Consider the following 12,030-nt stretch of genomic DNA (forward strand, 5'->3'; position numbering starts at 1 on the left):
TGTCAATTCACGCGGCGGGCAGACATGGCTGGACGGCTGAGGACCTGTGCCGGATCTTCAGGCGCGGTTTCGTAATCAAGCTCGACCGCAACGGGGTTGACCACCGCGCCGGGACGGGCGCGCAGGAGGCCGTTGACCACGACCCGGTCATTCGCCTCAAGGCCGCCGCTGATGACCTGCATGTTGCCACTGAGCGGGCCGAGCTGGACCGGGGCGGCCTCAACTTCGTTACGCTCGTTGACGAGGAACAGCGTGCGGCGGGTGCCGTCTGTCTGCACCGCCGTCTGGGGCACCATAAGGGCTGAATACGGGGCCGAGCCGTTGATGCGGACTTCACCGGTCATGCCGGGGCGGATGAGGCCGTCTTCATTGTCGATCAGCGCACGGACACGGATCGAACCGGTCGTGTCGCCCATGCGGTTGTCGGCGAAGACCACCTCGCCCGGACGGGTGAAGGAGGTTTCGTCCTGAAGGCGGGCTTCAGCTTTGACGGCGCCGTCTGACTTCTCGGCGCGGGCATAACGCAGATAGTCGGCCTCGGAGACGTTGAAGGTGAAGTAGAGTTCTTCATCGCGCACCAGCGTGGTGAGGATGTCGCCCGAAGAGTTGCCGCCCGCGACGAGGTTGCCGGGGTCTACGTTACGGGCAGAGACCCGGCCGTCGATGGGGGCAGTGACACGGGTGAAGCTGAGATCGAGCCGGGCGGCGTCGACACCGGCCTCGGCCGCAGCGACGGCAGCTTCGGCGCTGGCGAGCGCTGTGCGGTTCTGCTCGAGTTCTTCGACCGAGACAGCGCCGGATTCAGCAAGCTTTGTGGACCGTTCAAGATCGGACTGAGCCTGGACGCTCTGGGCTTTCGCCTGGGCGAGCTGGGCTTCGGCCTGGGCGAGCGCGGCGCGGAAGGGGCGATCATCGAGCGTGAAGAGGAGTTCGCCCGCCTTTACACGGGCGCCGTCTTCAAAGTTGACCGACTTCACATAGCCGCTGACGCGGGCACGTACTTCTACGCGTTCCACGGACTCGAAACGGCCGGTATAGCCGTTCCAGTCAGCCACCTGGGAGGAGAGTGGGACTGCGACATCGACCTGCGGCGGGGGAGGACCGCCCTGCTCTTGAGCCTGCGGCGCACTGCATGCCCCGACGACAAGAGCCGTTGCCAGAACGGAAACGGTTGCAAAATTGCGCGAACGCATTCATTTTTCCTTCATAAACAAGGCGAAACGGTGGAATAACGCCTTTAAGTCATCAGCTGTTGACCGCATATGACGTTGGGACAGGCCTAAGTCAACAGGTGATGACAAATTAATTTTTGTGGGGTACTGACGAGCATGAAATGTAATCAACCGATCCGCCGCAGAGATGCCGCAGCGACCAAAACCGCCATTCTCTGTGCCGCGCGAACCCTGTTTGCCCGCGACAGTTACGAGAATGTCGGCATACGGGAGATTGCGTCTCTGGCGGGCGCCGATGCGGCGCTGGTTTCACGCTATTTCGGCTCCAAGGAGGAGCTGTTTTCCGAAGTGCTCGACCATGGGGAACGCGGGGTTGACCTGCTGGGCACCGAGGTCTCGGGCCTGCCTGAGCGGGTGGGCGAGATCATGACGGACCCGGAGGATGAGGGTAAATCGCTCGAAGACATCCTGATCATCCTGCACTCGGCGAACTCGCCGGTGGCCGGGCCACTGGTGCGCGACTCGATCACCAAGCGGTTTCATGCCCCGTTTGCCGAAGTCATTGGCGGGGAGCATGCGATGATGCGCTCCCAGATGTTCGGGGCGATGCTGCTGGGCCTTTCAATCAGCCAGCAGATCAGCGGCGATTTTGCCGACACGCCGGAAATGCGCGAGAAGGTGAAAGCCCGGATTGCAGACATCATCGTAAAGGTCATCGCGCCGCTCTGACGGGCGCTTACGCGCCTTCACCCCGGTTCGGGGGCTGGCGGGAAGGCCGACAAAGCGGATATTGCAGCGGCAGAGTTTCACCCTGCCGGCTTTTCCCATCGCGCCATGAATACTGCCCTGCCCTGGATCATGTTTGTGCTCGGCCTGTTTTATGCCGCCGGGGGCATTGTGCTTGTGCGCCGGATGGCGGTCGACACGATGCTCGACAAGGCCATCGCCGCGATCACCCTGAAAACCGACAAGGCCGAGGACACCGCGACCCGCATCCTGACCGTGGGCGCGTGGCTGACGCTGGCGTCTGGCCTTGCCCTGATGGCGCAGAGCCGGGCGGCGGTGGTGCTCTTTGCGCTGAACATCGCGCTTCAGGGCGCATACCTTGTCTGGGCCAGCCGCGCGCGCGTACCTGAAGACGAGGCCGACCGGCAGGGGCGCCAGGCGACGATCAACGCCTACTTCATCTATATTGGCGCGTTCGGGCTGGTGATCCTGATGGAGCAGCGCGGGCTCTGGCGGCCCTGGTTTGGGACCGGCCTTGGCGGGCTTGCCGCGGAACTGATGGTGGCGGGGCTGACGACGGCGGCCTTCGTGTGGATGGTCTGGAACCCGCCCGGCGCCAGGAGCCGGAAAGGCGGGCGCGGCCGGACCTATCCCGATTTCCTCAGCGATGACGATGATGACCAGCCTGCCTATGACCCTTCCATTCCCCCCGTACGCTTGCGTCTGGCGCCGGAGTATCAATGCTGGCCGACCTGGGATGATGCGAGTTTTTACAATGTCGACCCGGCGGGGCTGGGCTTCAGCGACGCCCTGCTGAAGCGTCTGGAGGATTGGGACGCGCTGTTCCAGAAGAGTTACAACCCGGATGATCCGTTCAATTCCGGCTTTGCCAGCGTAGCGGACGAACGTCTCTGGGCGGATCAAGCCATAGCGGTGTGGGAGGGCATCTGCGAGGAGTGGACGGGCGAAGCGGTCAACAAGATCTCGCATGTGCCCTATCTTATGGAAACAGCATTTGAGGGCGTTAACGCCTATGCCCTCCCCGGCGAAGAAGCTCTTCAGAGGATGGCGAACAATTGCGGGGTCTTTGAAATCCGCGACGTGCTTTTCCGTCTGGATGAGCTGGCTGCGCAGCGCGCCGCCGTACCCGATTGGGACGGCGACACGCAGGATGACATTGCGCGGGTGCAGGAATTCTATGCGCGGGCGCTGGCGCGCGTTGCCGGGAAATACCGGGAAGATGTTGCAGCGGGCCTCGCCAGCCCGGAAGAAGAAACGCGCCGCTGGGTGGGCCTCGCGCTGGACCGGCAGTTGAGTTGAGCCCTGCCGGCAAAGCAAAAAGGGCGGCCCTTGCGAGCCGCCCTTTCCGATTTTCAAGTTGCTGAAGATCAGGCCAGATCGAACCGGTCTGCGTCCATCACTTTCGACCAGGCGGCGACAAAGTCCTTCACGAACTTTTCTTTCGCGTCGTCCTGGGCATAGATTTCCGCATAGGCGCGCAGGATCGAATTCGAGCCGAAGACGAGGTCTGCGCGGGTGGCGGTGAACTTCACGGCGCCGGACTTGCGGTCGGTGATGTCGTAGGCGTTCTTGCCACGTGGCACCCATTTGTTGGCCATGTCGGTGAGGTTGACGAAAAAGTCGTTCGTCAGTGCGCCAACCTTATCGGTGAACACGCCATGCTTGGTGCCACCATGGTTGGTGCCCATCACGCGCATACCGCCGAGAAGGACCGTCATTTCCGGACCGGTGAGGCCGAGGAGCTGGGCGCGGTCAAGCAGGAGTTCTTCCGGCTTCACGACATAGTCCTCTTTCTGCCAGTTGCGGAAACCGTCTGCATACGGCTCGAGCGACTCAAAGGAGTCGGCATCGGTCATCTCGGCGGTTGCATCACCGCGGCCGGGCGAGAACGGAACGCTGATGTCGAAGCCAGCTGCCTTAGCAGCCTGCTCGACGCCAACATTGCCTGCGAGGACGATGACGTCTGCCACGCTGGCGCCGGTTGCCGACGCGATCGGCTCCAGCACCGAGAGCACCTTCTGGAGGCGGGCAGGCTCGTTGCCGGCCCAATCCTTCTGAGGGGCAAGGCGGATGCGCGCGCCATTGGCGCCGCCGCGCAGGTCAGAGCCGCGGAAGGTGCGGGCGCTGTCCCAGGCGGTGGAGACCATTTCCGACAGCGAGAGGCCGGAGTCGGCGATCTTCGCTTTGACGGCGGCAACATCATAGGACTTGCTGCCGGCCGGGACCGGGTCTTGCCAGATCAGGTCTTCCTGAGGCGCGTCGGGGCCGATGTAGCGGACGCGGGGGCCAAGGTCGCGGTGGGTCAGCTTGAACCAGGCGCGGGCGAAGGTGTCGGAGAAGTAGGCCTGATCTGCCATGAACTTCTGGCAGATGGCGTTATAGGCCGGGTCCATTTTCATGGCCATGTCGGCGTCGGTCATCATCGGCATGACGCGCTTGGTCGGATCGGTAGGATCGACCGGCATGTCTTCTTCCTTGATGTTGATCGGGCGCCACTGGCTTGCGCCGGCGGGGCTCTTGGTCAGCTCCCACTCATAACCGAACAGGAGATGGAAATAGCCCATGTCCCATTTGGTCGGGTGGGTGGTCCAGGCGCCTTCGATGCCGGAGGTGACAGCGTTCGTCGCCTTGCCGTCCATGTTCGGGTTCATCCAGCCGAAGCCCTGGGTTTCCAGATCGTTGCCTTCGGGCGGCGGGCTGAGCTTGCCAGCATCGCCATTGCCGTGGGCCTTGCCGACGGTGTGGCCACCGCAGGTCAGCGCGGCGGTTTCTTCGTCGTTCATCGCCATGCGGGCGAAGGTTTCACGGACCTGGGCAGCAGACTTGAGCGGATCGGATTTGCCGTTCACGCCTTCGGGGTTGACGTAGATCAGGCCCATCTGCACGGCGGCGAGCGGGTTTTCCATCGTTTCGGGCTTGTCGACGTCGGTGTAGCGCTCGTCAGAGGGGGCAAGCCACTCTTTTTCTGCGCCCCAGTACACGTCTTTCTCAGGGGCCCAGATGTCTTCGCGGCCGAAGGAGAAGCCGTAGGTTTTCAGGCCCATGCTCTCATAGGCGATGGTACCCGACAGGAGGATGAGGTCAGCCCAGGAGATCTTGTTGCCGTATTTCTTCTTGATCGGCCAGAGGAGGCGGCGGGCCTTGTCGAGGTTGCCGTTATCGGGCCAGGAGTTGAGCGGGGCGAAGCGGATGTTGCCGGTGTTGCCGCCGCCGCGGCCGTCGGCCAGGCGGTAGGAGCCGGCCGAGTGCCAGGCGAGGCGGATCATCAGGCCGCCGTAATGGCCATAGTCTGCGGGCCACCAGTCCTGACTGTTGGTCATCAGGTCATGCATGTCTTTCTTCAGGGCTTCAAAATCGAGCGACTTGACGGCGTCGCGATAGTTGAAGTCCTTGCCGAGCGGGCTGACCTTTGTGTCGTGCTGATGGAGAATTTCGAGGTTCAGGGTTTCGGGCCACCACGCGGTGTTTGAGTGTCCTGCGACCGTGATGCCCCCGTGCATGACGGGGCATTTATTTTCGACCAGATCATTGCCGTCCATTGTTTCTCTCCTTGCGTGTCGATTCACTTGAGCCACGTTGAGCCAGTCCGACCTATTGATCAAATCAATTTTAGACCTTTGACCTATAGAGGGAGCCTGTGGCTTTCTCTGCGCTTACACTAGCACCCGTTTGTCTCAAATCGCAGACAATCGGGGACAATTCAGGACAAAATCCGACATTCGCCGCCCCAGCCGGGACGCCGGGGGCGCAAACGCGGCTGTTGGCCTGTCGCAGGATGCATATCCGCAACACCAAAATGTGAATGTAAATCATTCGCAATATTTCTATTGCAAACCATTCTCAAGAAGCCTACCCGCTGCTCCGGGTCTTCCGGCGTTGGTGAGTCCTGTGCATCGGGCATGGGCCAGCGCCGCCAGCCACCCATTGGAGAGGAGAGGTAATCCATCCCGGCCCGATGGCCGTTCTTGGAGGGTTCTGCCCATTTCCGCCTGTGGCCGGCCCGGCCGCATGGGAGTTTGGACCTTCCTGGCACGTTCATGGCCAGACACCCCGCCTTGCGGGTTTCCTGACAGCCAAGCCGTCCGCGAGAAGCGCATGCACCTGCGCCGCCCGGACATTTCCCATTCTGGAGACGATAATGATACGCAGTCGCAAACATGGACTGAAAACTAGCCTTGCCCTTATCGCCGCAATGAGCGGCACCCTACATGCCCATGCCGAGGCGGATGATGCCCGCCGGAGTGATCCCGAGAAGCGGGAAGAAACGGTGATTGTCGAAGGCGAGAGCCTCTACATCGTGCCTCATGTTTCGTCGCCAAAACTGACGCAAGAGCTGGTGAACACGCCGCAGACGATCAGCGTGATCTCCGGCCAGCTGATTGCCGACCAGGGCGCGGTCAGCCTGATGGAAGCGCTGCGCAATACGCCGGGCATCACGATGCAGCTGGGCGAGAACGGCAACACCTCCTCAGGGGATACGTTCACGATGCGGGGCTTCTCCTCGCAAAGCTCGATCTTCCAGGACGGTATTCGTGACCTGGGCGCGGTGACCCGTGACAGCTTTAACCTCGAGCAGATCGAGGTGGCCAAGGGGCCGGCCGGCTCCGACATCGGCCGGGGAGCATCCTCGGGCTATATCAACCAGGTTTCCAAGACACCGCTGGATGACGACTTTACGTCACTGTTTGCGGGCGCGACCAGCGAAGGCGGCGTGCGCCTGACGGGGGACGCCAACAAGATGTTGACCGGCACGGCCGGGGTTCGCCTCAATGTGATGGTTCAGGACATGCCGGTTCCCGGCCGCGATGAAGTGACCAATAAGGGTTACGGCATTGCGCCCTCCATCGCGTTCGGCGTTGGGACGGGTACGGAGTTCCAGCTGTTCGCCCAGCACATCATTCAGGAAAATGTACCTGATGGCGGCATTCCCTCTATCGGTCTTGAGGGTTTCTACAATGCCGATGAAACGCTTCTGGCCGGCGCGGCTGTAGACCGGTCGAACTTCTATGGCAGCAAGTCTGACTTCGAGGACGTGGAAGCCAACATGATCACCGCAAAGATGATCCATGATCTTGGCGGCGGCCTGACCCTGACCAGCACTGCACGTTACGGCAAGACGCAGATGGACCGCGTGCTGACCGGCATCAATGGCCTGGACGCGCCCTCCTCCGATCCCTCGACCTGGACGGTTTCCCGTTCGCGTCAACGCGTGGACCAGACCAATGACATTCTGGGCAATCAGACGATCATCACGGGCAGCTTCAACACCGGCCGCCTGGTGCACGATTTCTCGACGGGGATTGAGGCGCTGAACGAATCCCAGAAATCGGGTTCGTTTTCCACAACCGGCCTGACGACTCCGGCCGCCTCGCTCTACAATCCTGATCCGAACATTGTTCTGCCCACCCCCTACCCTTCGGGCGGCAAGGCAGATGGCAGCACGACGACGCTTGCCGCCTTCCTTTTTGATACGATCAATCTGGACGAAAAATGGTATTTCACCGCCGGCATTCGCGCGGAGAATTACGAGACGGATGTGAACGGTGTGACGATCACCTCTTCACGTTCGCACCCTGATCTTCCTCCCGGCACGGCGCTTGCCTACGATCTGTCTGATGATGGCAACCTCGTCAGCTGGAAACTCGCAGGTCTCTACAAGCCGCGGGAGAATGGCAGCGTCTATATCAGCTATGGCAACTCGCTGACCCCGCCGGGCGGGGCAAACTTCTCGCTGTCGTCTGGCGAGTCCAGCATCAACAATCCCGCCTTCGATCCGCAGGAAACGCAGAACCTGGAAGTGGGCACGAAATGGGACCTGTTCGGCGAGCATCTGGCGCTGGCGGCGGCCTATTACTCCACCACCAACAAGGACGAGCTTTCCGTGCTTGATCCGGACACCAACACTTATGAACAGCTGGGCGAGCGCAAGGTGGAAGGTGTTGAGCTTTCGGCCGTTGGCAAGATTACGCCGGACTGGCAGGTTTCCGCCAGCCTGACGACCATCGATACCGAAGTCACTGAAGGGACCACGGGCAACAACTCGGAAGGCGCTTCGTCGCGCTGGTCGCCCGACCTCGCCGCGACGGTCTGGACGACCTATAATCTGACGCCGGCCTTCACCTTTGGCGGCGGCGCGCGGTATATGGGCGAGCAGAAACGGGTGGTGAACCCCGGCACCGACATCTCCACACAGAATGTTCCGGTTATCCCGGAAGCCTGGGTGGTGGACGCGATGGCGCGGTATCAGTTCACCGAGCGGCTGGCGCTTCAGCTGAACGTGTATAACCTCTTTGACGAGGATTACATTTCGACGCTGAACAATTCCGGTGCACGCCTGACACCGGGCCAACCGACATCTGCGTATCTTTCGCTGAACGTCCGGTTCTAGAGACGAGGAAAACGGCCATGCTCCTGCACATTCCGGAAGTCCTGAACGGGCAGGAGCTGGCCACGCTCCGCGAAACACTTGCTGGCGCAGACTGGCAAGATGGCGCCGCCACCGCCGGCGCGCAAGCCGTCCGTGTGAAGCAGAATCTGCAACTGCCCGCGGGCGCGCCGGATGCCCGGCCGATGGGCGAATTGGTCAAGGCGGCTCTGCTGCGCCATCCGCTGTTCCAGTCTGCCGCCCTGCCCCATACCGTTCTGACGCCCCGGTTTAACCGGTATGAAGGCGGCGGGCATTATGGCAATCATGTGGACAGCGCCATTCATGCCGACCCTTTTCTGGGTGTCAGTGTACGCACTGATGTTTCGACAACCGTGTTCCTGAATGATCCTGAAGACTATGATGGCGGCGAACTGATCGTCGAGGACACGTATGGTGTTCATGAAGTGAAACTTCCGGCGGGCGACGCGATCCTCTACCCTGCCACCAGCCTGCACCGCGTGGAGTCGGTAACGCGGGGCACGCGGCTGGCCTCTTTCCTTTGGACACAAAGCCGCGTGCGCGATGATGCGCGCCGGGGGATGCTGTTCCAACTCGATATGACCATTCTTTCCCTGCGCGGGAAGTTGGCCGACGCGCCCGAAGTGGTCGCTTTGACGGGACATTATCACAACCTTTTGCGCCAATGGGCGGACGCATGAGCGCGCCGGGTTATCCGTTTGCGGTCATTCCGGCCGATGTGGTAAGCGCGGGCGATTATGCCCGTCATGCCGAGGCGATGCTTGATCCGCGCGTCTGGGCCTATCTGGATGGTGGTGCGGGCGACGAGATTACCCTGCGCGAGAATTTGGCCGCGTTTGAAGCCCTGAAGATGACGCCGCGCGTTCTGGCCGATGTGTCGGGTGGGCATACGCGCCTGACGCTGGCCGGAGAGGCGCTGGCGCATCCGTTCATTCTGGCACCGGTGGGCTGGCAGAAACTGTTTCATCCGCAGGGGGAGCTTGCGAGCGCGCAGGCGGCGGGCGTGATGCAAGCGCCCTTGGCGGTTTCCTGCATGGCGACGGAGACGGTCGAAGCGATTGCCGGGCAAGGCGGGCCGGTCTGGTTCCAGATTTACATGCAGGCAACGCGCGCAGCGACGGAGGCGCTGGTGCGCCGGGCCGAAGCAGCAGGCTGCCGCGCGCTGCTGGTGACGGTGGACGCCCCGATTGGCGGCATACGCAACCGGGCGCAACGGGTGGGATTTTCCCTGCCACTGGGCATGGTGGCGGCGAACCTGCCAGCTGAAGGGGCGCCGCCACCTCTGAAGGCGGGCGCAAGCGCGGTGTTCGACGGCATGATGCGCGCGGCGCCCGGATGGGCCGATATTGAATGGCTGACCCGCCTGACGCGGCTGCCCGTCTTCGTGAAAGGTATTCTGCATGCCGATGATGCCGAACGCGCGCTTTCGGCTGGGGCGGCGGGCATTGTGGTTTCCAATCATGGCGGGCGGGTGCTCGATACCGCGCCTGCCGCAATCAATGCCCTCCCCGCGATTGCCGCGCGGCTCAATGGGGCGGCGCCAATCCTGTTTGACAGCGGCGTGCGGCGCGGCAGCGATGCGTTCAAGGCAATCGCACTGGGGGCGGACGCCGTGATGATCGGGCGGCCCTATATCTGGGCGCTGAGCGTGGCGGGCGCGCTGGGCGTGGCGCACCTCCTCCGCACACTGCGCGAGGAGCTGGAGATCACCATGGCGCTGATGGGCTGCCGGACACTGACGGACATTCGCCAGGCCAGCATCTGCCACGCTTAAGGGATCAGCACTGCCTTGACGCAGTCGCCATGATGCTGGGCGGCGATGGCCTCGTTGATTTCGCTGAGGCGGTAGGTCTTCACCAGCCTGTCGAACGGGAGGCGGCCGGCCTTATAGTGTTCGATCAGTTCCGGGATGAATTCATCCGGGTTTGAATCGCCCTCGATGATGCCTTTGACCGATTGGCCGAAGGTCATCACCGTGTTGACGTCGCCCGGCATCGGCGTGCCCGGCGCGCTGACGCCAACGAGGCCGAGCGTGCCCTTGGAGCCGAGCGTAGCAAGGGCGGAGGATTGCACGGCCGGGATGCCGGTCGTGTCCAGCGCGTTGTCGATGCCCATCGGCGCAATGGCGCGGACGGCGGCGGCGACATCCTCGACCGCTGTGGGATCTATACAGTGGGTCGCGCCCAGCTCCATGGCCAGCGCGCGGCGGCTTTCCATTGGCTCGACGAGGATGATGGTGGCGCAGCCCTGGATCTTTCCGCCCATGACGGCGCTGAGGCCAACCGAACCGCCGCCGGTGACGAGGAGGCTGGAGCCTTTCTTCGCGGCGAGGGAGCGCATGACGGCGCCCGCGCCGGTCTGGATTCCGCAGCCGAGGGGGCCCATGATTTCGACCGGGAGACCGGCATCGACCTTCACGACATTACGCTCATAGGTGATGGCGTGGCCGGCGAAAGAGGACTGGCCGAAGAAGTTTGACGAGACGGGGCCGGCGTCGTTGCTGAGGGCAGAGGTGCCGTCTGTGCGGCGGCCCATATAGTTCAGCATCGGCATGGTGCGGCAGTAGGCAGCGTCGCCGGCAGCGCAGCGATCGCAGGCGCCGCAGGAGCGGAAGGTGATGAGCACGCTGTCGCCGGGCTTTACCTTTTTTACGTCTGCGCCGACAGCCTCGACCACGCCGGAACCTTCATGGCCAAGCACGGCCGGGAACGGGTAAGGCGCTGCGCCGGAGCTGAATACGAGGTCTGTATGGCAGAGGCCGACGCCCAGAACGCGGACGAGGATTTCATCTGCGCGGGGGGCTTCAATCTCGACCGTTTCATATTTGAATCCGGGTTGCCCTGTATACGCGACCGCTGCCTGGGTTTTCATGGTATCGTTCCTGAAAGTTATGCGCAGACGCTATGGTCCCGCTGGATGAGCGTCAACCATGTTGAGTAGGAGTATGCCCGTAAACGGATTATATCTGGAGCAATAGGGCCGCTTATCCGCTGGCGGCTGTCACCGCAGATTTCCGTGCTGGCGCGGCCACCTTACCCGTGCCGTATGCCGCGCGGATGAGCAGGTGAAGTTCCTTGCGGGCCTTCTTCAGATTGAAGGCGGGCTCGATCAGGTATTGCGAGGAAAGGCCGATCAGCTGGGTGCCGATCAGCTGGGCCGCCATATCGACATTCACGTCTTTGCGGACCGAACCATCCTCCCGGCCGAGGCGGATGAGACGCATCAGCTCTGTTGCCGAGCGCCTGTGCGAGCCGACAAACTGGTCGCGCATTTCAGACATGGCCGCGATGGCTTCACTCATGAGAATGAAATAAGCTTTCATGTCGGCTGACTTGTCCAGTGCCGCGATGTGAACATCGCAATACAGCAGCAGCGCCTCGATGCCTGGAAGGCAATCGAGATCCTGTTTTCGCCGCCGGTCGGACATGATCTGATGGATGTGGTTGATGACCGCCTCCAGGAGGCCGCCTTTGGAGCCGAATTTCTGGAACGCCAGATTGCGGCTATAGCCCGCTCGCTGGCCGATATTGTCGAAGGTCAGGGCCGAGACCCCCTGTTCGGATGCCAGTTCCAGATAAGCGTTGATCAACTTGTCGGATGATTGTTTGCGGCGCTCGTGCTGTTTCATTATCTCCCCCGAGATCAGGGTCAACGCAGTGCGCCGCCCCGTTTTTTTTGTACGCATCGGGACTATTGATGCTCTTT

9 protein-coding genes are annotated in these 12,030 nt (G+C 62.1%); 5 read left to right on the top strand and 4 right to left on the bottom strand.

Annotated features, from left to right (window positions below):
• Nucleotides 1-2: 2 nt before the first annotated feature.
• Nucleotides 3-1,193, bottom strand: coding sequence for an efflux RND transporter periplasmic adaptor subunit (locus HNE_RS10450; protein ID WP_011647107.1), 1,191 nt, complete (start codon nucleotides 1,191-1,193; stop codon nucleotides 3-5).
• Nucleotides 1,194-1,328: 135 nt separating this feature from the next.
• Here HNE_RS10450 and HNE_RS10455 point away from each other — a divergent pair, with 135 nt between their 5' ends.
• Together HNE_RS10455 and HNE_RS10460 are read left to right on the top strand one after the other, a co-directional pair.
• Complete coding sequence (locus HNE_RS10455) at nucleotides 1,329-1,901, top strand: TetR/AcrR family transcriptional regulator (protein ID WP_011647108.1); 573 nt, start codon at nucleotides 1,329-1,331, stop codon at nucleotides 1,899-1,901.
• A gap of 105 nt (nucleotides 1,902-2,006) precedes the next feature.
• Nucleotides 2,007-3,218: a hypothetical protein gene (locus tag HNE_RS10460; RefSeq protein WP_011647109.1), complete on the top strand. Its 1,212-nt coding sequence runs from the start codon at nucleotides 2,007-2,009 to the stop codon at nucleotides 3,216-3,218.
• A 68-nt stretch (nucleotides 3,219-3,286) separates the two neighbouring features.
• On the opposite strand, the gene katG is transcribed toward HNE_RS10460, so the two are convergent.
• Complete coding sequence (gene katG / locus HNE_RS10465; RefSeq protein ID WP_011647110.1) at nucleotides 3,287-5,458, bottom strand: catalase/peroxidase HPI; 2,172 nt, start codon at nucleotides 5,456-5,458, stop codon at nucleotides 3,287-3,289.
• 599 nt (nucleotides 5,459-6,057) lie between these two features.
• Between katG and HNE_RS10470 the strand changes: the two genes are divergently transcribed.
• Genes HNE_RS10470 through HNE_RS10480 form a run of 3 tightly spaced genes read left to right on the top strand, consistent with a single transcriptional unit; the run spans nucleotide 6,058 to nucleotide 10,099 of the window.
• Nucleotides 6,058-8,307 (top strand): catecholate siderophore receptor Fiu, encoded by a 2,250-nt coding sequence (locus HNE_RS10470; protein WP_035592208.1) that lies wholly within the window; start codon nucleotides 6,058-6,060, stop codon nucleotides 8,305-8,307.
• Nucleotides 8,308-8,324: 17 nt separating this feature from the next.
• Nucleotides 8,325-9,005 carry a Fe2+-dependent dioxygenase gene (locus HNE_RS10475; protein WP_011647112.1) on the top strand — a complete coding sequence of 227 codons (681 nt, stop codon included), beginning with the start codon at nucleotides 8,325-8,327 and terminating at the stop codon, nucleotides 9,003-9,005.
• Complete coding sequence (locus tag HNE_RS10480; protein WP_011647113.1) at nucleotides 9,002-10,099, top strand: alpha-hydroxy acid oxidase; 1,098 nt, start codon at nucleotides 9,002-9,004, stop codon at nucleotides 10,097-10,099. The genes HNE_RS10475 and HNE_RS10480 overlap by 4 nt, the downstream gene beginning before the upstream one ends.
• On the opposite strand, the gene HNE_RS10485 is transcribed toward HNE_RS10480, so the two are convergent.
• Both HNE_RS10485 and HNE_RS10490 read right to left on the bottom strand, forming a co-directional pair.
• On the bottom strand, nucleotides 10,096-11,196 hold the full coding sequence (locus HNE_RS10485; RefSeq protein ID WP_011647114.1) for an NAD(P)-dependent alcohol dehydrogenase: 1,101 nt from the start codon (nucleotides 11,194-11,196) through the stop codon (nucleotides 10,096-10,098). The two genes, HNE_RS10480 and HNE_RS10485, sit on opposite strands and share 4 nt — an antisense overlap.
• A 112-nt stretch (nucleotides 11,197-11,308) precedes the next feature.
• Nucleotides 11,309-11,953 (bottom strand): TetR/AcrR family transcriptional regulator, encoded by a 645-nt coding sequence (locus HNE_RS10490; RefSeq protein ID WP_011647115.1) that lies wholly within the window; start codon nucleotides 11,951-11,953, stop codon nucleotides 11,309-11,311.
• Nucleotides 11,954-12,030: the final 77 nt, after the last annotated feature.

The organism is Hyphomonas neptunium ATCC 15444 (assembly GCF_000013025.1).
Classification (GTDB): domain Bacteria; phylum Pseudomonadota; class Alphaproteobacteria; order Caulobacterales; family Hyphomonadaceae; genus Hyphomonas; species Hyphomonas neptunia.

Bases quoted from the DNA above. Each gene is read 5' to 3' on its own strand.
- HNE_RS10485 (WP_011647114.1), bottom strand. From the start codon at position 11,196: ATGAAAACCCAGGCAGCGGTCGCGTATACAGGGCAACCCGGATTCAAA.
- katG (WP_011647110.1), bottom strand. From the start codon at position 5,458: ATGGACGGCAATGATCTGGTCGAAAATAAATGCCCCGTCATGCACGGG.
- HNE_RS10490 (WP_011647115.1), bottom strand. From the start codon at position 11,953: ATGAAACAGCACGAGCGCCGCAAACAATCATCCGACAAGTTGATCAAC.
- HNE_RS10455 (WP_011647108.1), top strand. From the start codon at position 1,329: ATGAAATGTAATCAACCGATCCGCCGCAGAGATGCCGCAGCGACCAAA.
- HNE_RS10480 (WP_011647113.1), top strand. From the start codon at position 9,002: ATGAGCGCGCCGGGTTATCCGTTTGCGGTCATTCCGGCCGATGTGGTA.
- HNE_RS10460 (WP_011647109.1), top strand. From the start codon at position 2,007: ATGAATACTGCCCTGCCCTGGATCATGTTTGTGCTCGGCCTGTTTTAT.
- HNE_RS10450 (WP_011647107.1), bottom strand. From the start codon at position 1,193: ATGCGTTCGCGCAATTTTGCAACCGTTTCCGTTCTGGCAACGGCTCTT.
- HNE_RS10475 (WP_011647112.1), top strand. From the start codon at position 8,325: ATGCTCCTGCACATTCCGGAAGTCCTGAACGGGCAGGAGCTGGCCACG.
- HNE_RS10470 (WP_035592208.1), top strand. From the start codon at position 6,058: ATGATACGCAGTCGCAAACATGGACTGAAAACTAGCCTTGCCCTTATC.